Raw genomic sequence first — 20,670 nt, forward strand, 5'->3', positions numbered from 1 at the left:
AGATAGGTAACCCTTGATGCATCGACTGCCCACGCGTGCAGTAACAGCCATATGCAATGCCCTGCAAGAGCAGATCGAGCATGGCCTGCTGGCGCCCGGCTGCAAGTTGCCGGCCGAACGCAAGCTCAGCGAGGTGTTCGATACCACGCGCATCACCCTGCGCGAGGCGCTGGTGCAACTGGAGGCCTGCGGGCTGATCTACCGCGAGGAACGCCGTGGCTGGTTCGTGGCGCCCCAGCGCCTGAGCTATGACCTGATCGAGCGCAGCCACTTCCATGCCATGGTGCGCGACCAGGGTCGACAGCCGGCTACCGAACTGTTGTCGGCCCGCCTGCAGCCGGCGCCGGCGGCGATCTGTGCGCGCCTGCAATTGCCGGCGCTGTCCAGCGTGATCCAGATCTGCCGCCTGCGGCGTATCGATGGGCGCGCGGTGCTCTACGCCGAGCACTACCTCAACCCCGAGTACTTTGCCGGGATTCTGGATTTCGACCTGAGCCAGTCGCTGACCGAGCTGTACGCGCTGCACTACGGCATCGCCTATGGCCGGGTGCGTTTCGAGACGCTGCCCACCGCGTTGCCGGTGGCGGCGGCGATGGCGCTGAAGGTGTCGGCCGGCAGTGCCGGCCTGCATATCACCCGGGTCAACAGCGACCAGCACGGGCGGCTGATCGACTGCGACCTGGAGTACTGGCGCCACGATGCGATTCGCATCGTGGCCGAGGCGGGCTAGGCGTTGCTGTCGGCGGGGGCGGTGTCCTGCGCGGGGCCACCGCCGGCGGTCACCACCTGCACCGAAAGACGCGGGGTAGCCAGGTCCAGCCCGGCTTCGTCGAGCTGGCGCTTGAGCGCCAGGTTGAATGCCCGCGACACCTCCCATTGCTTGATCGGCGCGGTTTTGAAGCGCGCGCGCAGCACCGCCGAGCCGGACTCGAAGCTCTCCACCCCCTGGAACTCCAGCGGCGACCAGATATTGCGCCGTTGCAGCGGATCGCTGCGCATCTTCTGGCCCACGTCGCGAACCAGGCCGATGGCCTTGTCGATGCTCATGTTGTAGGGGATGGCGATACGGAAGATCGCGTAGCCGAATTCGCGCGAGTAGTTCTTGATGCTCTTGATCTCGCTGAACGGGATGGTGTGCACGATGCCGTCGATGTCGCGCAGGCGCACGGTACGGATGGTCAGGCCTTCGACGGTCCCCAGGTGGCCGCCTACATCCACATAATCATCGATGGCCAGGGAGTCCTCGATGATGATGAACAGGCCGGTGATCAGGTCGGCCACCAGCGATTGCGCACCAAAGCCGATGGCCAGGCCGATCACACCGGCACCGGCCAGCAGCGGCGTGACGTTCATGCCCATGTTGGCCAGGGCCACGATCACCGCGATGATGAAGATGGCCACGAACAGCACGTTGCGGATCAGCGGCATCATGGTTTGCGCACGGGCATTGGCCAGGCCCTTGCGCGAGCGGGTCAGTGCGTGGTGCACGGCGGTGTCGCTGAGGATCCACACCAGCCAGGCGGCGATCAGCGTACCGGCCAGGCCGAACACGCGCACCGCCACCTCGTGGCCTTCGCCCTCGGTGAAACCGATCAGCGAGAAGCCCCATACCCGCAGGCCCAGCTCGATGAACACCAGCCAGATGAGCAGGTGCACCAGGGTGTAGCCAAAGCTCTTGAGGCGTTCGGCGTAGACCGCCTGGCGCCGGTTGGCCCGCTGCGGCTTGAGCGCATGGCGGCGCACCAGGCCGTTGACCACCATGCACATCACCACCAGCACCGTGCACATCAGCGACTGGCGCAGGGCCGTGCTGGTGTCGCCGGCGGACACGAACGTGGCGAACAGCGAAATGCCCACCAGCACCAGGGCCGGCAGGTACCAGAAGGTGCCGAGGATCTCGATGGTGTCGCTCAGGGCGCGGCGCGTCAGGCGCCGAGACAGCGGCTGGTTGCGAATGAGGTGCGCGATGGGGCGGCGAAAGCGCAGGATGAACAGCCCGGTGGACAGCGCCGCCAGAATGTTGGCCAGGGTCGCCAGGGTGTGCGCCAGGTGGTCGCCCAGGGCGGCGGCCATGCGTGGGTCGTTCATCGCCTCGCCGAAGGCGGCAAAGCTGCCGATCAGCCACAGCGGACGGAACGCGCGGTGGCGCAGGATGTACAGGGCGCGGTGGCGGTGCGGGCCATCGAGCAGCGAGAAGGCGATCACGCAGATGGCCGAGAAGCAGGTGCCGACCACCAGGGCGTAGGCCAGTACCATGGCCATCGACTTGCCCAGCGAAGAGGGCAGGGCAAAGCTCAGGTACACGGTGATGATCAGCGCCACCAGCCAAGGCCCGAGCTTGCGCAGGGCGAAGCGCACCAGGTCCCAGGTGCGCGGGTGTTGCGGCAGCTCTTCGGTGAGGCCGAAGCGCAGGCGCACCTGGTGGCTGACCCAGTTCAGCGCGTAGGCCAGCAGGCTCCAGAGCGCGATGATGGCGGCGAAACCGAACAGGATCGTCGGCCATTCATGCACCGGCACCACCCGCGCACTGAGCTCGATCTGGGCCAGCTCCAGTTCGCGGCTCCAGCGGTTGAACGGGCTGGCCTCGCCGCTGAACTGCTTTTCCAGTTCGTTGAAGGTGGTGCCGATCAGGCCCAGCACACCTTGCTCGGCACTGGGCTGGGCTTGCCTGGTGGCGTCGCGCAGCTTCTTCAGGTCGGCCAGCAGCTTGCTGCGTTGCTGGTCGTTCTCGAGGTTCTTGATGACATCGTCGAGCGATTGCGCGAGGGGTTCAGTCGCCTCGGGCTGGGGTTTGCTCGAACCGCCAAGCAGGCCCGGAAGGCCGGCCGCGTGTGCGTGGCCCAGGGGCAGGAACAGAATCAGCAGCAGGGACAGGAAACGCAGGAAGGCAGGCACCGGACGATCAACCTCGAACACTCAATCGCCCGAGTGTAGAGCATTTGTCAGGTGAGTTTCTCGAGGATCTTCCACACCATGATGCCCAGGATGCCCAGCATGCCGATCCACATCATCAGCACCCCGCTGTTGCGCTCGCGCATGCTGAAGCCGACGGTGAGCAGGATCAACCCGGCGATCACCGGGAGGAACATCGTTTGAAACTCGGACATGCGCAAGGTCCTTATGCTGTAGGAGGTGTAATGATGGGCAAGCATAGCGCCAAATGTTTGCGCGCGGGTTGATGGGGGTCAGTCGTGGCCTCTTCGCTGGCAAGCCAGCGCCCACAGGTACGGCGCCTGTTTGGCGATCACCGCAGTGCTGTGGGCGCAGGCCTGTCAGGTCAGGGCAGATCGCGGCTCAGGTAGAACGCGGTCAGCACCTTGACCAGGTGCGCCAGGTCCTGGCTGCCGCACAGCTCGCGGATCGAGTGCATGGCAAACGTCGGCAGGCCGATGTCCACCGTGCGCACGCCCAGGTGGCTGGCGGTGATCGGGCCGATGGTCGAGCCGCAGCCCATGTCGCTGCGCACCACGAAGCTCTGCACCGGCACTTCCTCGGCCATGCACAGGTGGCGGAAGAAACCGGCGGTTTCGCTGTTGGTGGCGTAGCGCTGGTTGTTGTTGACCTTGATCACCGGGCCGGCGTTGAGCTTGGGCCCGTGGTTGCCGTCGTGCCGGTCGGCGTAGTTGGGGTGCACGCCGTGGGCATTGTCGGCCGACACCAGCAGCGAGCGCTGGATGGCCCGGACGAAATCGTCACCGTCGGGCAGCAGGCGGCGCAGGGTCTGTTCCAGCATCGGGCCGTCGGCGCCGCAGGCGGAGCTGGAGCCGACCTCTTCGTGGTCGTTGCACACCAGTACACAGGTCTCGTCGCTGTCGGCGGCCAGCAGGGCCTGCAGGCCGGCGTAGCACGACAGCAGGTTGTCCAGCCGCGCGCCGGCGATGAAGTCGCCATGCAGGCCGACCACGGCGGCGTCCTGGGTGTCGTAGAAGCTCAACTCGTAGTCCAGCACCACGTCGGCGTTCAGGCCATGTTCGCGGGCCAGTTGCTCGGTGAGCAGGGCGCGAAAGTCGACGCGCTCGTCACCGGCCACCTGGGCCAGGATCGGTGGCAGCTCGGTCTGCGGGTTGATCGCCCAGCCTTCGTTGGCGCTGCGGTTGAGGTGGATCGCCAGGTTGGGGATCACCGCGATGGGCTGCTTGAAGTCGATCAGCTGGCTTTCGACCTTGCCGTCGCGGCGGAAGGTCACGCGCCCGGCCAGCGACAGGTCGCGGTCGAACCAGGGGGCCAGCAGGGCGCCACCGTAGACTTCCACGCCCAACTGCCAGAAGCCCTGGCGTTGCAGTTCGGGCTGTGGCTTGACGCGCAGGCAGGGGCTGTCGGTGTGGGCGCCGACCAGGCGAATGCCGTCGAGCAGCGGCGAATGGCGGCCGAGCTTGATGGCGATGATCGAGGAGTCGTTGCGGGTCAGGTAGTAGCGTCCGCCGGGCGTTGTGGCCCAGCTGTCACGTTCGTCCAGGCGCTGGTAGCCGGCGGCCTCGAGGCGCTGCGACAGGCTGGCGGTGGCGTGGAACGGCGTGGGGGAGGCCTTGAGAAAGTCGATCAGGCCTTGGTTCAGTGCATCGCGCATAGGTCACTCCAGACAGCAGTGGCGCGAGTTTAACGTATTGATCACGGATTTGCGTGGGCCCTATCGCGGGGCAAGCCCGCTCCCACAGCGTTCAGGGTGATCGTTGTGGGAGCGGGTTGACCCGCGATAGCCGCGCCGCGGTGTATCAGAACGGCGCCGGGCATTCGAAGCGCAGTCGCTCGCCGCTCACCGGGTGGGTGAAGCTCAGCATGCTGGCATGCAGGCACAACCGCTCATGCGCCGCCAGGGCCTCGGGGTAGGCGTACAGTCGATCCCCCAGCAGCGGATGCCCGATCGACAGCATGTGCACGCGCAACTGGTGCGAACGCCCGGTAATCGGCGTGAGCTCCACCCGGCAATGATCGCCACAGCGCTCGACGATGCGCCAGAAGGTCAGCGCATGCTTGCCCTGCTCGTGGTCCACCACGTGCCGTGGCTTGGTGGGCGGGTCGTAGCGCAACGGCAGGTCGATGCTGCCGCTGTCCAGCGCAGGCTGGCCCCAGCACAGTGCGGTGTAGGCCTTTTCGGTTTCACGGTCATGGAACTGGCGCGACAGCTCGCGGTGGCTGTCGGCGTCGCGCGCCAGCAGGATGATCCCCGAGGTTTCCCAATCCAGACGGTGCACGATCAGGGCGTCGGGGTAGCCGTTTTCCTGCAGGCGGGTGATCAGGCAATCCTTGTTGTCGTCGGCGCGCCCCGGCACGGACAGCAGCAGGGTCGGCTTGTTGACCACCAGGATGGCGGCATCCTGGTGAAGGATGTGAACGTTGGACAGCGGCATTGCGTGTTCTCTGCAAACGCCAACGGCGGCGGCCGGGCCCGGGCTGTATGAGCCCGGGCCCGGCCGCCGCCGTGGCAGGTTACCCCTGTGCGCCGATCAACGATCGGGCAGGGTGATATTGAGTTCCAGGATGGAGCAGCTGCCCTGGTTCTCCAGAGCGACGTGCACATCATCCGAGCCGATGTTGACGTACTTGCGGATCACCTCGACCAGTTCCTTCTGCAAGGCTGGCAGGTAGTCCGGAGTACTGCGCTGGCCGCGCTCGTGCGCCACGATGATCTGTAGACGCTCTTTCGCGACCGACGCGGTGCTTACTTTTTTGTTGGCACGAAAGAAGTCAAAAAGGTTCATTGGTCAGTTGCCTCCAAACAGGCGCTCGAAGAATCCCTTCTTCTGTACATCGAGGAACCGGTGTTCCACGGTTTTGCCCAGCAGGCGGTCGACGGTGTCGCTGTAGGCCTGGCCGGCATCGCTCTGGTCGTCGAGGATCACCGGCACACCCTGGTTGGATGCCTTGAGCACCGCCTGGGATTCGGGGATCACGCCCAGCAGCGCGACGGCGAGGATTTCCTTGACGTCCTCGACACCGAGCATTTCGCCCTTGCTCACGCGCTCTGGATGGTAGCGGGTGATCAGCAGGTGTTCCTTGATCGCGTCTTCGCCCTTCTCGGCGCGTCGCGATTTGCTGGCCAGCAGGCCCAGCATGCGGTCCGAGTCACGTACCGAGGAGACTTCCGGGTTGGTCACCACGATGGCTTCGTCGGCGAAGTACATGGCCAGGTGGGCGCCTTTCTCGATACCGGCCGGCGAGTCGCAGACCACGTATTCGAATTGCTCCTTGAGCTCCATCAGGACCCGCTCCACGCCTTCGAGCGTGAGCGCATCCTTGTCACGGGTCTGGCTGGCGGCCAGCACGTACAGGTTCTCGAGGCGCTTGTCCTTGATCAGGGCCTGCTGCAGGTTGGCTTCGCCGTTGACCACGTTGACGAAGTCGTACACCACGCGGCGTTCGCAGCCCATGATCAGATCGAGGTTACGCAGGCCGACGTCGAAGTCGACGATGACCGTCTTGTGGCCGCGCAGTGCGAGGCCGGTACCGATAGCGGCGCTGGTGGTGGTCTTACCCACACCACCCTTGCCGGATGTAACCACTAGAATCTTGGCCAAGGTGTATCACCCCTAAAGAAAAAGGACGTTGAGGTCCCAGAAATATCCAAACCGGCAACATATGGAAAAGTTGCGCTGAAAATGGCGGCAAGTATCCGTTAAAGACGGGTGATGTTCAACACGTCACCGGACAGGCTGACCTGCACGTTGGCCCCCCACAACGGGTCGCGACGCAGGTCTTCGGCCACCTTGTACTGCCCGGCGATCGAGACCATTTCGGCGGTTAGCTGCTGGCAGAAAATACGTGCCCTGGTGTTGCCCTTGATACCGGCGAGGGCGCGACCGCGCATCGCGCCGTAAACATGGATGTTGCCATCGGCCAGAAGTTCCGCACCGGGGCTGACCGAAGCCAGTACCACCAGGTCGCCGCCCTGAGCATAGATCTGTTGGCCGCCACGCACCGGCGAGGTGATGATTTTTGTCGGTTTTACCGCAGGCTCCGGCGGCGGGGCCGGGGCCGGGGCCGGCTCGGGCTTGGGCGCCGGTGGCACCTCCACCGCAGGCTCCAGCGCACGTTCGCGGGCACCGGACGGCGGCAGCACCGGCAGGTCGATGGCAATGGCGGCGGCGATGTCCTCGATACGGCTGGCGCGAATGGCCAGGGTACGCAGGCCATGGTGGCGGCATACGCGCATCAGCCCGGGCAGGTCGACCGCGCCTTCGCCGGCCGGCAGCTTGTCCAGCGCCAGCACCAGCGGGGTGTTGCTGAAGAAGTTGGGGGCCTGGGCGACTTTGGCCGCCAGTTGCCGATCGAGGCCTTCGAGGTCGTTCTGCGCAAGCTCGAGCACCGTGATGGCGAGCATGCTGCCCTTGAGCTGGAACACGGGGGCTTGGTCTGGCGTCTGGGTTTGGCTCATGGTTGGCATAAGGCAGCTTGTTACGAAAAAGTGCTCAGACTTATAACGAGAACGCCGGTTAGCCGCAACCCGCAGCGAACCGTTGTAGAATGCCCGGCCATCGTCTTTGCGGAATGTTTAATGGATCGCCCGCGTTTTCGCCTTTATTTTCTTCATCCACGCTTCTGGCCGCTGTGGCTGGGCCTGGCCCTGCTGTGGCTGATTGTGCAGCTGCCCTACCGGGCTTTGCTGGTGCTGGGCCGCCTGCTGGGCGCGCTGATGTACCGTGTTGCCGGTGACCGTCGACGCATTGCTGCGCGCAACCTGGAACTGTGTTTCCCCGAATTACCGTCTGTCGAACGAACCCGTCTGCTCAAGGAAAACTTCGCCTCCACCGGCATCGCCTTCTTCGAAATGGCCATGAGTTGGTGGTGGCCAAAGGCCCGGTTGGCGCGCCTGGCGCACATCGAGGGGCTGGAGCACCTGCAGGCGGCGCAGCGTGACGGGCAGGGGGCCATCCTGATGGCCCTGCACTTCACCACGCTGGAGATCGGTGCGGCGCTGCTGGGCCAGGAACACACCATCGATGGCATGTACCGCGAGCACAAGAACCCGTTGTTCGACTTCGTGCAGCGCCGCGGGCGCGAGCGGCACAACCTCGACTCGCTGGCCGTGGAGCGCGAGGACGTGCGCGGCATGCTCAAGCTGCTGCGCTCGGGGCGCGCCATCTGGTATGCGCCCGACCAGGACTACGGCGCCAAGCAGAGCGTGTTCGTGCCGCTGTTCGGGATCGAGGCGGCTACCGTGACCGCCACCACCAAGTTCGCCCGCCTGGGGCGGGCGCGGGTGATCCCGTTCACCCAGCAGCGCCTGGCGGACGGCAGTGGCTACCGGCTGGTGATCCATGCGCCGCTGCAGGATTTTCCGGGGGAGAGCGAAGAGGCCGACTGCCTGCGCATCAACCAGTGGATCGAGTCGGTGCTGCGCGAATGCCCCGAGCAGTACCTGTGGGCACACCGACGCTTCAAGTCGCGCCCGCCGGGGGCGCCCAAGCTGTACTAGGACAATCGTGGGGTGGCTATCGCGGGTCAAGCCCGCTCCCACAAGGGTAGCCACAAACCTGTGGGAGCGGGCTTGGCCCGCGATGCAGTCGATAGGGATCTCAGGGAGTACCCCATGCCAGCACCCCAACCGGTCACCGGCCTGATCCTCTCGGGCGGTGGCGCTCGTGCCGCCTACCAGGTCGGCGTGCTCGCCGGCATCGCCGACCTGCTGCCCGCCGGCGCCGGCAACCCGTTCCCGGTGATCGTCGGCACCTCGGCCGGGGCCATCAATGCGGTGACCCTGGCCAGCGGTGCGATGCATTTTGCCGACGCCATCCGCCGCCTCACCGGCTTCTGGCAGGGCTTTCGCAGCCACCAGGTGCTGCGCAGCGACTGGCCCGGGGTGATCCGCCAGGCCAGCCGCTTCGTCGGCCACAGCCTGCTGGGCCTGGGGGCCCAGGTACCGGTGGCGCTGCTCGACAGCTCGCCGCTGCGCAAACTGCTCAACCAGCACCTGGACCTGGACGGCATCGGCCTCGCCATCGACCAGCAGCACCTGCGCGCGGTGGCGGTGACCGCGTTCGGCTACGAGTCGGGCCAGGCGGTGACCTTCTACCAGGGCAAGGGCGCCATCGACCCGTGGCTGCGCCATCGACGCATCGGCATGCCGACCCGCCTGAGCGTCGAGCACCTGCTGGCCAGTTCGGCCATCCCGTTGCTGTTTGCGCCGATCAGGCTGGGCCACGAATTCTATGGTGACGGTGCGGTGCGCCAGTCGGCGCCGATCAGCCCGGCGCTGCACCTGGGCGCCAACCGCGTGCTGGTGGTGGGGGTCAGCGGCAACCCCCAGGGGCCGACGCCGGGTGATCCACGCGAGCGGGTGTTCAGCGGCAAGCAGCCGAGCCTGGCGCAGATCGGCGGCCACCTGCTCAACAGCACGTTCATCGACAGCCTGGAAGACGACCTGGAGCTGTTGCAGCGGCTCAACCACCTGAGCCACCTGCTGCCCAGCGACGTGCAGCCCCGGCGCCTGGGCCTGGCCCCGGTGGAGGTGCTGGTGGTTGCGCCCAGCCAGCCGCTGGACGAGATCGCCGCCCGCCATCGGCGCGAACTACCCGCCGCGCTGCGCATGTTCCTGCGCGGCCCGGGGGCGACCAAGACCAGCGGCGCCGGGGTGCTCAGCTACCTGTTGTTCGAAGCCGGCTATTGCAGCGAGCTGATCGAACTGGGCCGGCGCGACGCGCTGACCAAGCAGGGCGAGCTGTGCCGCTTTCTCGGCCTGCCGCTGCCCCGGCCCTGAGCGCTACTCGGCGATCTGCAGGCGGCGTGCCTCGGTGTACACGTAGCGCACCTTTTCATACTCGAACGGCGAGTTCAGCTGGCCGTAGCGAAAGCTGGTGGTATAGCGCTTGTCGATGGCGCGCAGTACCCAGACCTCCGGGTTGTCGCTGCTGACCTCGGCCATGTTGAGGAAGTTGATCCAGTTCTCGGCGCTGTAGTCCACCACCAGCCCGCCGGTGTCGCGCAGGTTCGACGGGCCCAGGATCGGCAGCATCAGGTACGGGCCGTCCGGCACACCATAGAAGCCCAGGGTCTGGCCGAAGTCTTCGCTCTGGTGCGGCAGCCCCATCTTGGTCGCCGGGTCCCACAGGCCGGCGACGCCCAGGGTGGTGTTGAACAGCAGGCGCGCGGTGATCTCCATCGAGCGCTTGCCCTTGAACTGCAGCAGGCTGTTGAGCAGGTTGGGCACATCGCCCAGGTTGCTGAAGAAGTTGCTGACCCCGGTGCGCACGAAGCTTGGGGTGATGTAGCGGTAGCCATTGACCACCGGCAGGAACACCCACTGGTCGAAGCGGTAGTTGAAGTGGTACAGCCGGCGGTTCACCGACTCGAACGGGTCGTAGACGTTCAGCGCGGTCAGGGTCGAACGCTCGAACTCGCGCTGGTCCAGGCCGGGGTTGAACTTGAGTTCCTTGAGCGGATCGGTAAAGCCGTCGGCTTCGATCACGCTGGCTCGCGCCGGGATCTCATCGGCCTGTACCAGGCCTGCGGCGAGCAACGCCGTCACGATCAGAAGTTTTTTAACCACGGAAAAACTCCAGCATCGCGTCGCTGTTGACGCGGTAATTGATATTGCCGCAGTGCCCGCCATGCGGGTACAGGGTCAGGCGGTCGCCAAAGGTGCTGCGCAGAAAGCCGATGTCGCCGGGGCCCAGGATCACATCGTCGGCGTTGTGCATCACGGCGATTTTCGGGCTGTTTTGCAGGTAGTCCTTGAGGGCATACAGGCTCACCTGGTCGATCAGCTGCAGCAGGCTGCCGCCATCGGTGCGCGCGCGCCACATGGGGATGACCTGCTCGGTCAGGTAGCAGTCGAAGTCGCATTGCAGCGCACGCTTGAAGAACGGCGTGAGGCTGCTGCCTTCGGTGATCGGGTACTTGGGCGGGGTGATCAGGCCGCGGCGGTTGATCAGGTCGGAGGTAAAGGCGATATCGGCGGACGAGAAGCGGAACGAGGTGCCGATCAGCATCGCCATCTGCTCGTTGCTCAGGTGCTGGCGCGACTGCTGGAAGTCGTAGAGCAGCGCGTCGTTGAGGTCGATGTAGCCTTTTTGCTGGAAGTAGCGGGTGAGCTTGGTCAGCACCAGTTCATAGAAGGTGGTGCTGTTGTTCACGCCCTTGACCTCGGTCTGCACCAGCTTGTCGAGGTTGCTGATCGAGGTGTAGAGGTTGACCGGCGGGTTGAGCAGCAGCACGCGCTTGAAGTTGAAGCTGCGCCGGGTTTCATCCAGGTGGCTGACGAAGGCTGCGTCGAGGGCACCGAGGCTGTAGCCGGTGAGGTAGTACTCGCTGACAGGCAGGCGCGGGTGCTGGGCGCGCACGCCCTGCATCACCCGGTACAGGTCTTCGGCGTCTTCGGCGCTCACGCCCGGGGTGGCGAAGCGCGAGGCGGCGCTGATGAAGTCGAAGCTGGTGGGCGATGACAGCTGCACCACGTGGTAGCCGGCCTTGTAGTAGAGGCGCTTGAGGTACTCGTTGAGGCTGCTGGTGTAGGGCGCGCCGGTACCGGCGATCAGGAAGATCAGCGGCGCCTCGTGGTCCTGTCGGGCCAGGCGATAGCGCAGCTTCTTGACCGCCCAGAAGTTGTCCGGAAGAGTGAACTCGCGTTCGGGGCGCAGGTTGAGGCTGTAGTCGGACTGATCGATGTCATCGTCGGTCGGCAGTTCGGGGCGCAGGTCGGGCGGTGTGGAGGCGATCGTCGCCTCGAAGGGATTGGTCAGCGGGTAGCCATAGGTGGCCGCATCGACATCCACCGCAGACGCGGCCGCACTCATCAAGAGGCCACCCAGCAGGGCAGCAAGGCGCAGTGATCGAAGCATGACGGATCCCCAGGAAAGGCAAGGCAAAGTGTGTACTGCAGGCTAGGACACTCGTGCTATCGGCAAAGTTGCCTTGTGCCCCGGCATTTACCGTCCCCGATGTTGCCGTGCGGGCAAGTGCCAGGGCAACAGCGGGTTTTGTTTCTTTGCTGATAAAAGTAGCTCAGGCCGCCGCTTTTGCCTTGCACAGGCCCGGTGGGGGATTATGCTGGGCGCCGTTTTCCTGTTTCCGGAGTTGTCATGTCCCGCCGTTTGCCGCTGATTGCCTTGCTTGTGTGCCTGTCGCTGTGGGCTGCGGCCTGCTATGGGGTGCGTTACGGCTTCATGGAGGATGTCAGGTGGGTCGGTGTGTGCAGCTCGCCCCAGGTGAGCTGGGAGTGCCAGTTGCGCGCCACGCTGGGCCTGATGATCCACTTGCGGGTGCTGGGCTGGGTCGCCCTGGGGTTGGCCGTGGTGGCGACGCTGGTGCCGCGTCGGGCCGGCTGGTGGCTGGCGGTGCTGTCACTGGTGTTCGGGCTGCCGGCACTGGCGCTGTACACCGTGAGCCTGGCGGCGTTCGCGCTGGTGCTGGCGGGGTTGCGGCTGGTGCGGCGCACGGCCTGAGGCTCACGCTGTATCGTTCGCCGGCAAGGCCGGCGCCTACCGGGTTCAACGTCTCCCTGCAGAGCCGGCCTTGCCGGCGAAGAGCCGACGCTCAGCCCTGCCTGATCCGCAGGCAGCGCCACAGCGCCGCGGCCATCAGCGCGCTCACCAGGGCCCACACCAGCGCCTGCTGGCTGCTCAAGCCCTCGATGAACAGCTGCGGCGCAATCCCGGCGCCGACGATGAAGGTCAGCAAGGCCACCTCGGCGCGCGCTACCCGCACCGGTCGCAGCAGGTACACCACCGCCGGCAGCACCAGCGCCGGGCTCGGGAAGCTGCGGTAGCGCGGGTCGAACACCAGCGCCAGCATGCTCACCGCCGCCGCGAAGCCGGCCGCCATCACCCACCAGCCGGCACGCGCCTGCAGCCAGGCGAACAGGCGCTCACGCCAGCCACTGCGCTGTGCCAGCGCCAGCGCGCCATGGGCCAGTACCACCAGGTTGAGCCCCGCCAGCAGCACGGCCCACAACCACTCGCCAACGAAGCGGCTGTTGACCCGTACCAGCTCGCCCCACAACCCCAGGCTGGCGGCCCCCAGTGCGGCCAGCAAGGGCAGCGCCAGGGCGCAACGCACGCCGCGCACCGGCCCGGCCAGGGCCAGGGTGGCGGCGAACAGCAGCACGCCGATACCCAGCCACTGCGGCCAGAACGGCAGGTTGCTCACCGGGCCTTCGAGTATGCCCTTGTCCTGCCGGTCGGCATCGTACAGCCCCCAGTAACCGCCCACCGCGCCTTCGCTGGCGCGCTTCCACGGCTGGTCGAAGGCTTCGATCAGGTTGTAATGCCAGCCATTCTGCTCGGCCATGGCGACGAACCCGCGAATGAAGCGCGCTTCGTTGACCCGGCTGGGCAGGGCGGTCTCGCGCTGGCGCCCTTCGCTGGGCCAGCCGGTTTCGCCGATCATCACGTCCTTGGGCGCGAAGCGGTTGCCGAACACCTGGCGGATCTCGCCTACGTGGGCCAGCGCATCGTCGATGCCCTTGGGATCATCTTCCCAGTAGGGCAGCAGGTGAATGGTCACGAAGTCCACCTGCGGCGCGATCTGTGGGTGCTGCAGCCAGAACTCCCACACGTCGGCGTAGGTCACCGGTACCTGCACCTGGCTTTTCACCTGGTGGATCAGATCGGCCAGGTGATCGCCCGTCACTTCCTTGCGCAGCAGCACCTCGTTGCCCACGATCACGGCGCGGGTGATGTCCGGGTTGGCATTGGCGGTGGCGATCAGGGCCTTGATCTCCTTGGCCGTGACCAGCGGGTCGGCACTCACCCAGGCCCCGAACATCACCTTCAGGCCGTACTTGCGCGCCAGCTGCGGGATCGCTTCCAGGCCCGTCATCGAGTAGGTGCGGATGCATTCGAAGCGCTGTGCAAGCAGGGCGAGGTCGGCCTCCACGCGCTCCGGACGCAGGGTGAAGGGCTGGTCGAACGGCGACTGGTCCTTGTCGAAGGGCGTGTAGGAGACACATTGCAGCTTGTGCGTGGGGCTGGCGGCGTCCGGCAGCGATACCGGCTTGCCGAGCCCGTACCAGAGCCCGCCCAACGCGAACAGGCCAAGCAGGCAGGCAAACAGGTAGGGCAGCAGCGGGAAGCGGGCAGTCGAGGGCATGGCGCGGACCGGTCAGGAAACAAAGCCGCCAATACTACCTGCAAATGCCGGCCGGTAGCGGGCCTGGCTGGCGTTGTGATGTCGTTTCTCGATGTTTCGACGTCGCTGACAGAGCAGGTTGGCCGCCAGTGGCGGTTGATGATGCAGGTTCCGTGACGTGACGAGGGGATGCCTTGATGAAAATGCGACGACTCCTGGGGGCGGGCACTGCCCTGATACTGGCCATGGGCACCAGCCTGGCCATGGCCAAGGAAGTAAGCATCGGCTACGTCGATGGGTGGTCCGACAGCGTGGCGACCACCCATGTGGCGGCCGAGGTGATCAAGCAGAAGCTCGGTTATGACGTCAAGCTGATGCCGGTGGCCACCGGCATCATGTGGCAGGGGGTGGCCACCGGAAAGCTCGATGCGATGCTGTCGGCCTGGCTGCCGGTGACCCATGGCGAATACTGGGCCAAGAACAAGGACAACGTGGTCGACTACGGCCCCAACTTCAAGGACGCCAGGATTGGCCTGATCGTGCCCGAATACGTCAAGGCGCAGTCGATCGCCGACCTCGGAAGCGATGCCGGCTTCAAGAAGAAGATCGTCGGCATCGACGCCGGGTCCGGGGTGATGCTCAAGACCGACCAGGCGATCAAGGACTACGACCTTGCCGGCTACAAGCTGCAGGCCAGCTCCGGCGCTGCCATGACCTCTGAACTGGGGCGCGCCTACGCCAAGCAGCAGCCCATCGTGGTCACCGGCTGGGTGCCGCACTGGATGTTCGCCAAGTGGAAGCTGCGTTTTCTCGAAGACCCCAAAGGCGTGTACGGCGCCGCCGAGACGGTCAACAGCATCGGCAGCAAGGAACTCGATACGAAGGCGCCGGAAGTCGCAGCGTTCCTGAAGAAGTTCTCGTGGCAATCCAAGGACGAGATCGGCGAAGTCATGCTGGCCATCCAGGAAGGCGCAAAGCCGGACGCTGCGGCGAAGGAGTGGGTCGCCAAGCACCCCGAGCGGGTCGCCGAGTGGACCGCAAAATAATGGCCTAAGGCCTCTATCTGGCACCTTCCAGGGCCGCGCGGTGTTTTGCCACCGCGCGGCCCTTTGCATGGGCGGCTGTTACGTAGCCGGTAAAAGAGTTTTACATCTAAGACTAAGGTCGTCTGGAGTGCGTCCCAAGGCAGCATAAAGTGGCGTGGTACTACCCAATCTGTGCTGCGAGGACAAAAACAATGAACGACAGCATTTATCTCTCGATACAAAACAGCCCGCGGTTCAAGGAGCTGGTTTCAAAACGTGAACGCTTCGCCTGGATTCTCTCGGCGATCATGCTCGGCCTCTACGCCGCCTTTATCCTGTTGATTGCCTACGGCCCGCAGATTCTGGGTGCCAAGCTCAGCCCCGGCTCCTCGATTACCTGGGGTATCCCGCTGGGTGTGGGTCTGATCGTTTCGGCTTTCGTGCTGACCGGCATCTACGTACGTCGTGCCAACGGTGAGTTCGACGAGCTGAACAACGCGATCCTGAAGGAGGCTCAGCAATGATCCGGCGTCTACTGGCAACACTGGCCTTTGGCGCTTTCGCGCCTGCCGTCTGGGCCGCCGACGCCCTGACCGGCGAGGTGCACAAACAACCCCTGAACGTCTCGGCGATCCTGATGTTCGTCGCCTTCGTCGGTGCCACCCTGTGCATCACCTACTGGGCTTCCAAGCGCAACAAGTCGGCCTCTGACTACTACGCCGCAGGCGGGCGAATCACGGGCTTCCAGAACGGCCTGGCGATTGCCGGCGACTACATGTCGGCAGCCTCCTTCCTGGGTATTTCCGCACTGGTATACACCTCCGGCTACGACGGCCTGATCTACTCGATCGGCTTCCTGGTGGGCTGGCCGATCATTCTGTTCCTGATCGCCGAACGCCTGCGCAACCTGGGCAAGTACACCTTTGCCGACGTGGCCTCGTATCGCCTCGGGCAAAAGCAGATCCGCACCCTGTCGGCCTCCGGCTCGCTGGTGGTGGTGGCGTTCTACCTGATCGCGCAGATGGTCGGCGCCGGCAAGCTGATCCAGCTGCTGTTCGGCCTGGACTACCACGTGGCGGTCATCCTGGTGGGTATCCTGATGTGCATGTACGTGCTGTTCGGCGGCATGCTCGCAACCACCTGGGTACAGATCATCAAGGCGGTGCTGCTGCTGTCCGGTGCCAGCTTCATGGCGCTGATGGTGATGAAGCACGTCAACTTCGACTTCAATGCGCTGTTCTCCGAGGCGATCAAGGTTCACCCCAAGGGTGAGGCGATCATGAGCCCGGGCGGCCTGGTCAAAGACCCGATCTCCGCGTTCTCGCTGGGCCTGGCGCTGATGTTCGGTACCGCTGGCCTGCCGCACATCCTGATGCGCTTCTTCACCGTGAGCGACGCCAAGGAAGCGCGCAAGAGCGTGCTGTACGCAACCGGCTTCATCGGCTACTTCTACATCCTGACCTTCATCATCGGCTTCGGCGCGATCCTGCTGGTCAGCACCAACCCGGACTTCAAGGACGCAGCAGGCGCCTTGCTGGGCGGCAACAACATGGCTGCGGTGCACCTGGCCGACGCCGTGGGCGGCAGCATCTTCCTGGGCTTCATCTCGGCAGTGGCCTTCGCCACCATCCTGGCAGTGGTTGCCGGCCTGACCCTGGCCGGTGCCTCGGCGGTGTCCCATGACCTGTATGCCAGCGTATGGCGCAAGGGCAAGGTCAACGACAAGGACGAGATCCGCGTGTCGAAGATCACCACCGTCGCACTGGGTGTGCTGGCCATCGGCCTGGGTATCCTGTTCGAAAGCCAGAACATCGCGTTCATGGTCGGCCTGGCGTTCTCGATCGCGGCCAGCTGCAACTTCCCGGTACTGCTGCTTTCGATGTACTGGAAGAAGCTGACCACCCGTGGCGCCATGATCGGCGGCTGGATGGGGCTGGTAAGTGCGGTGGGCCTGATGGTGCTCGGTCCGACCATCTGGGTGCAGATCCTGGGTCACGAGAAAGCCATCTACCCGTATGAGTACCCGGCGCTGTTCTCGATGCTGATTGCCTTTGCCGGTATCTGGTTCTTCTCGGTTACCGACAAGTCCAAGGCAGCGGATGACGAGCGTGCGCTGTTCTTCCCGCAGTTTGTCCGGTCGCAAACCGGCCTGGGGGCAAGCGGTGCTGTTTCGCACTGAGTCCTGAGCAATAAAAAAACGGCCTTCGGGCCGTTTTTTTATGTGGGGGCCATTGCACCCCCGGGTTTCTATATCTTGCCGAGCAACAACAGGATCAACAGGATGATCAGCACGGTACCAATGATGCCGGACGGGCCGTAGCCCCAACTTCTGGAGTGCGGGAAAACGGGTAAGCCACCGATCAACAGCAAAATCAGGATGATGATAAGTATGGTGCCCATGGCAGAGTCCTTTTGTTGAGTACGGTAATCAGCGTGTGCAGTTGCGATCCATCTCTTCGGTCATGACGTTCATGTCCGCCTGTTAAATCGGACTCCCACAGGCAACTAAAAGTTTAGTTCGATATGTGTTTGCCCGCGCCATTCAGCATCCTGATACAGCGTGGGCGTCGCTGCACCCTTCGCTACACTGGCCTTCAACTTCAGGAACAAGGCATCCGGCTATGCAAAACCGCATGATGATCACTGGCGCCGGGTCCGGCCTTGGCCGCGAGATTGCCCTGCGCTGGGCCCGCGAGGGTTGGCAACTGGCCCTGAGCGACATCGGCGAGGCCGGCCTGCAGCAGACCCTCACGCTGGTGCGCGAGGCGGGCGGCGAGGGCTTCGTCCAGCGTTGCGACGTGCGCGACTACAGCCAGCTCACCGCCCTGGCCCAGGCCTGCGAAGAAAAGCTCGGCGGCATCGATGTGATCGTCAACAACGCCGGGGTGGCGTCGGGCGGTTTTTTTGCCGAGCTGTCGCTGGAAGACTGGGACTGGCAGATCGCGATCAACCTGATGGGCGTGGTCAAGGGCTGCAAGGCGTTCCTGCCGCTGCTCGAACGCAGCAAGGGCCGCATCATCAACATCGCGTCCATGGCGGCGCTGATGCAGGGGCCGGCCATGAGCAACTACAACGTGGCCAAGGCCGGGGTGGTGGCGCTGTCCGAAAGCCTGCTGGTGGAGCTGCGCCAGCAACAGGTGGCGGTGCATGTGGTGTGCCCGTCGTTCTTCCAGACCAACCTGCTGGATTCGTTCCGCGGCCCCACCCCGGCAATGAAGGCCCAGGTGGGCAAACTGCTGGAAAGCTCGCCGATCAGCGCCAGCGACATTGCCGGCTATATCTACGAGGGGGTGGCGCGCGGTGACTTCATGATTCTGCCCCACGAGCAGGGGCGCCTGGCCTGGCAGCTCAAGCAGCGCGACCCGCAGGCGCTGTATGACGAAATGGCCGAGATGGCCGTGCGAATGCGTGCCAAGGGGCGTCAGACGCAGGCGTAGGCTGTTCGCTACGGTATGCTAGGCGCTTTTGCGCGGGTAGCAGCGGACGTGATGAATTATGTGTGGTTCTTTCTGGCGGCGGTGTTCGAGATCGCCGGCTGTTATGCCTTCTACATGTGGCTGCGGCTGGGCAAGAGCGGCTGGTGGATCGCCCCCGCGCTGCTCAGCCTGACCCTGTTCGGCCTGCTGCTGACCCGCGTCGAGGCGGCCTACGCCGGGCGCGCCTACGCCGCCTATGGCGGCATCTATATCGTCACTTCGCTGCTGTGGCTGGCGGTGGTGGAGCGTGCCCGGCCGATGGGCAGCGACTGGCTCGGTGCGCTGCTGTGCGTGATCGGCGCCACCATCATCGTGATCGGACCACGTCTGCAAAACAGCTGAGCGGGTAGGATCTTGTAGGCAAATTCCCGCAAAGTTGTGGGAATTGTCTATTTGCCTGTCAGAGCGTTGAACCGTTTCAGCACCCGGTTCAGTCTTCACTCTCCCCTGATGTGGAGGATTGGAGAATGCTGGTCATAGGGCGCGAAGTCGGCGAGGTCATCACCATCGATGACGACATCAAGATCAAGGTGCTGTCGGTAGACGGCAACACGGTGCGTTTCGGCATCTGCGCACCGCGCGATGTGGAGGTGCACCGTGCAGAAATCTATCGGCGTATCGCCGAGCAACTGGGCAAGGGCGGCCTGGGCGCCTGATCACTGATCGTCGAGCAGCTCGCGGGGCACTTCATGCCTGGCGAGCAGTTGGCACTGCTGGCTGTCCAGGTCGAACAGGATCACCGCCTGCCCCTTGGCCAGCGCCTGGCGCACGCGCAGTACACGGGTTTCCAGCGGGGTGTCGTCGCCATTGTCGGTACCGTCGCGGGTGACGAAGTCTTCGATCAGGCGGGTGAGGGTGTCGGCTTCGAGCTGGTCGTAGGGTATCAACATAAAAAAGCTACAGAATCAGGAAAGGTTTCGCACATGCTACGCGAAACCTTTCCTGCATGTGGCCTGCAGTGGCTAGCCTTTTTGGCCAACCAGGCTGTCCACCGCCGGTACGCGGGTATCACTTTCCATTTGTGCGTCGTGTTCCAGCTGGTGGCTGAAGCTTTCCAGCGAACTGCCGGTGGGCTTGGAATCGCTGGCGAACACCGGCGGGCTGAGCAGGTAGGCGCTGAGCAGGCGGCTGAGGGCAGCCAGGCTGTCGATATGGGTGCGCTCGTAGCCGTGGGTGGCGTCGCAGCCGAACGCCAGCAGCGCGGTACGGATGTCATGCCCGGCGGTGATCGCCGAATGCGCGTCGCTGAAGTAGTAGCGGAACAGGTCGCGGCGCACCGGCAGGTTGTGCTCGCGGCCCAGGCTCAGCAGGTGGCGCGACAGGTGGTAGTCGTAGGGGCCGGCAGAGTCCTGCATGGCCACGCTGACCGCGTGTTCGCTGGAGTGCTGGCCGGGGGCGACCGGGGCGATGTCGATGCCGACGAATTCGCTGACGTCCCACGGCAATGCGGCGGCGGCCCCCGAGCCGGTTTCTTCGGTGATGGTGAACAGCGGATGGCAGTCGATCTGTGGCTGGATGCCGCTTTCGACGATGGCCTTGAGCGAGGCCAGCAGCGCCGCGACGCCGGCCTTGTCGTCCAGGTGACGGGCGCTGATATGGCCGCTTTCGGTGAACTCGGGCAACGGGTCGAAGGCCACGAAGTCACCGATGCCGATGCCCAGCGTTTCACAGTCGGCGCGGGTAGTGCAGTAGGCATCCAGGCGCAGCTCGACGTGCTCCCAGCTCACCGGCATCTGGTCGACCGCGGTATTGAAGGCGTGCCCGCTGGCCATCAGCGGCAGCACGCTGCCGCGAAACACGCCGGTGTCGGTGAACACGCTGACCCGGCTGCCCTCGGCGAAACGGCTCGACCAGCAGCCGACCGGGGCCAGGCCCAGGCGGCCGTTGTCCTGCAAGGTGCGCACGCTGGCGCCGATGGTGTCCAGGTGCGCCGAAACGGCGCGGTCGGGCGAGCTCTTGCGGCCCTTGAGGGTGGCGCGGATGGTGCCGCGCCGGGTCAGCTCGAAGGGGATACCCAGTTCTTCCAGGCGCTCGGCCACGTAGCGCACGATGGTGTCGGTGAAGCCGGTGGGGCTGGGGATGGCGAGCATTTCCAGCAGGACCTTCTGCAGATAGGTCAGGTCCGGTTCGGGCAATTGATCAGGCATGCGGACTCCTCGTGGGGCGTT

General features: G+C 64.8%; 23 protein-coding genes. 10 read left to right on the forward strand and 13 right to left on the reverse strand.

Annotated features, from left to right (window positions below; all coding sequences use genetic code 11):
* Positions 1-16: 16 nt before the first annotated feature.
* Complete coding sequence (locus tag DN387_RS02805) at positions 17-730, forward strand: UTRA domain-containing protein (RefSeq protein WP_043859984.1); 714 nt, start codon at positions 17-19, stop codon at positions 728-730.
* Here DN387_RS02805 and DN387_RS02810 read toward each other — a convergent pair.
* The 7 genes from DN387_RS02810 to minC form a co-directional block, all read right to left on the reverse strand.
* Positions 727-2,895, reverse strand: coding sequence for a mechanosensitive ion channel family protein (locus DN387_RS02810; RefSeq protein WP_054914665.1), 2,169 nt, complete (start codon positions 2,893-2,895; stop codon positions 727-729). The two genes, DN387_RS02805 and DN387_RS02810, sit on opposite strands and share 4 nt — an antisense overlap.
* A gap of 47 nt (positions 2,896-2,942) precedes the next feature.
* Complete coding sequence (locus DN387_RS02815; protein WP_167400231.1) at positions 2,943-3,107, reverse strand: hypothetical protein; 165 nt, start codon at positions 3,105-3,107, stop codon at positions 2,943-2,945.
* Between the two features lie 170 nt (positions 3,108-3,277).
* Positions 3,278-4,567: a M18 family aminopeptidase gene (locus DN387_RS02820; protein WP_054914664.1), complete on the reverse strand. Its 1,290-nt coding sequence runs from the start codon at positions 4,565-4,567 to the stop codon at positions 3,278-3,280.
* A 145-nt stretch (positions 4,568-4,712) separates the two neighbouring features.
* The gene (locus DN387_RS02825; RefSeq protein ID WP_054914663.1) at positions 4,713-5,348 is read right to left on the reverse strand and encodes an RluA family pseudouridine synthase; all 636 of its coding nucleotides are present in this window, start codon (positions 5,346-5,348) and stop codon (positions 4,713-4,715) included.
* A 96-nt stretch (positions 5,349-5,444) separates the two neighbouring features.
* Positions 5,445-5,699, reverse strand: coding sequence for a cell division topological specificity factor MinE (minE, locus tag DN387_RS02830; protein ID WP_019693048.1), 255 nt, complete (start codon positions 5,697-5,699; stop codon positions 5,445-5,447).
* Between the two features lie 3 nt (positions 5,700-5,702).
* On the reverse strand, positions 5,703-6,515 hold the full coding sequence (gene minD / locus DN387_RS02835; protein ID WP_054915873.1) for a septum site-determining protein MinD: 813 nt from the start codon (positions 6,513-6,515) through the stop codon (positions 5,703-5,705).
* Between the two features lie 98 nt (positions 6,516-6,613).
* A complete protein-coding gene (gene minC, locus DN387_RS02840) occupies positions 6,614-7,381 on the reverse strand; it encodes a septum site-determining protein MinC (protein WP_054915872.1) in 768 nt (255 codons plus the stop codon).
* Positions 7,382-7,492: 111 nt separating this feature from the next.
* Between minC and DN387_RS02845 the strand changes: the two genes are divergently transcribed.
* Both DN387_RS02845 and DN387_RS02850 read left to right on the forward strand, forming a co-directional pair.
* The gene (locus tag DN387_RS02845) at positions 7,493-8,413 is read left to right on the forward strand and encodes a lipid A biosynthesis lauroyl acyltransferase (RefSeq protein WP_043862646.1); all 921 of its coding nucleotides are present in this window, start codon (positions 7,493-7,495) and stop codon (positions 8,411-8,413) included.
* 114 nt (positions 8,414-8,527) lie between these two features.
* Entirely contained in the window at positions 8,528-9,694 is a 1,167-nt protein-coding gene (locus tag DN387_RS02850; protein ID WP_054915871.1) for a patatin-like phospholipase family protein, read from the forward strand.
* A gap of 3 nt (positions 9,695-9,697) precedes the next feature.
* Here the strand turns inward: DN387_RS02850 and DN387_RS02855 are convergent, their stop codons facing one another.
* Together DN387_RS02855 and DN387_RS02860 are read right to left on the reverse strand one after the other, a co-directional pair.
* Complete coding sequence (locus tag DN387_RS02855; protein ID WP_054915870.1) at positions 9,698-10,483, reverse strand: VacJ family lipoprotein; 786 nt, start codon at positions 10,481-10,483, stop codon at positions 9,698-9,700.
* Positions 10,476-11,774 carry a serine/threonine protein kinase gene (locus DN387_RS02860; RefSeq protein WP_043862649.1) on the reverse strand — a complete coding sequence of 433 codons (1,299 nt, stop codon included), beginning with the start codon at positions 11,772-11,774 and terminating at the stop codon, positions 10,476-10,478. The genes DN387_RS02855 and DN387_RS02860 overlap by 8 nt, the downstream gene beginning before the upstream one ends.
* 240 nt (positions 11,775-12,014) lie before the next feature.
* Between DN387_RS02860 and DN387_RS02865 the strand changes: the two genes are divergently transcribed.
* Positions 12,015-12,377 carry a hypothetical protein gene (locus tag DN387_RS02865; protein WP_043862650.1) on the forward strand — a complete coding sequence of 121 codons (363 nt, stop codon included), beginning with the start codon at positions 12,015-12,017 and terminating at the stop codon, positions 12,375-12,377.
* Between the two features lie 91 nt (positions 12,378-12,468).
* Here DN387_RS02865 and DN387_RS02870 read toward each other — a convergent pair whose 3' ends face one another.
* The gene (locus DN387_RS02870; protein WP_054915869.1) at positions 12,469-14,022 is read right to left on the reverse strand and encodes a hypothetical protein; all 1,554 of its coding nucleotides are present in this window, start codon (positions 14,020-14,022) and stop codon (positions 12,469-12,471) included.
* Between the two features lie 176 nt (positions 14,023-14,198).
* Between DN387_RS02870 and DN387_RS02875 the strand changes: the two genes are divergently transcribed.
* From DN387_RS02875 to DN387_RS02885, 3 genes are all read left to right on the forward strand, one after another.
* Positions 14,199-15,047, forward strand: coding sequence for a glycine betaine ABC transporter substrate-binding protein (locus DN387_RS02875; protein ID WP_054915868.1), 849 nt, complete (start codon positions 14,199-14,201; stop codon positions 15,045-15,047).
* A 191-nt stretch (positions 15,048-15,238) separates the two neighbouring features.
* Complete coding sequence (locus DN387_RS02880) at positions 15,239-15,550, forward strand: DUF485 domain-containing protein (RefSeq protein WP_043862653.1); 312 nt, start codon at positions 15,239-15,241, stop codon at positions 15,548-15,550.
* Entirely contained in the window at positions 15,547-17,205 is a 1,659-nt protein-coding gene (locus tag DN387_RS02885; RefSeq protein WP_043862654.1) for a cation acetate symporter, read from the forward strand. The genes DN387_RS02880 and DN387_RS02885 overlap by 4 nt, the downstream gene beginning before the upstream one ends.
* A gap of 68 nt (positions 17,206-17,273) precedes the next feature.
* On the opposite strand, the gene DN387_RS02890 is transcribed toward DN387_RS02885, so the two are convergent.
* Positions 17,274-17,426 carry a DUF3309 family protein gene (locus tag DN387_RS02890; RefSeq protein ID WP_010224169.1) on the reverse strand — a complete coding sequence of 51 codons (153 nt, stop codon included), beginning with the start codon at positions 17,424-17,426 and terminating at the stop codon, positions 17,274-17,276.
* A gap of 221 nt (positions 17,427-17,647) precedes the next feature.
* Here DN387_RS02890 and DN387_RS02895 point away from each other — a divergent pair, with 221 nt between their 5' ends.
* The 3 genes from DN387_RS02895 to csrA all read left to right on the forward strand — a co-directional run bounded on the left by DN387_RS02895 (position 17,648) and on the right by csrA (position 19,158).
* A complete protein-coding gene (locus DN387_RS02895; RefSeq protein ID WP_054915867.1) occupies positions 17,648-18,463 on the forward strand; it encodes an SDR family oxidoreductase in 816 nt (271 codons plus the stop codon).
* Between the two features lie 48 nt (positions 18,464-18,511).
* The gene (locus tag DN387_RS02900) at positions 18,512-18,844 is read left to right on the forward strand and encodes a YnfA family protein (protein WP_054915866.1); all 333 of its coding nucleotides are present in this window, start codon (positions 18,512-18,514) and stop codon (positions 18,842-18,844) included.
* 125 nt (positions 18,845-18,969) lie between these two features.
* On the forward strand, positions 18,970-19,158 hold the full coding sequence (gene csrA, locus DN387_RS02905) for a carbon storage regulator CsrA (RefSeq protein WP_043862657.1): 189 nt from the start codon (positions 18,970-18,972) through the stop codon (positions 19,156-19,158).
* Here the strand turns inward: csrA and DN387_RS02910 are convergent, their stop codons facing one another.
* The gene (locus DN387_RS02910; protein WP_043862658.1) at positions 19,159-19,392 is read right to left on the reverse strand and encodes a YheU family protein; all 234 of its coding nucleotides are present in this window, start codon (positions 19,390-19,392) and stop codon (positions 19,159-19,161) included. It lies immediately after the preceding gene.
* Between the two features lie 72 nt (positions 19,393-19,464).
* Complete coding sequence (locus DN387_RS02915) at positions 19,465-20,649, reverse strand: osmoprotectant NAGGN system M42 family peptidase (RefSeq protein ID WP_043862659.1); 1,185 nt, start codon at positions 20,647-20,649, stop codon at positions 19,465-19,467.
* Between the last annotated feature and the right edge of the window lie 21 nt (positions 20,650-20,670).

It is taken from the genome of Pseudomonas sp. FBF18 (assembly GCF_024261405.1).
Classification (GTDB): domain Bacteria; phylum Pseudomonadota; class Gammaproteobacteria; order Pseudomonadales; family Pseudomonadaceae; genus Aquipseudomonas; species Aquipseudomonas palmensis.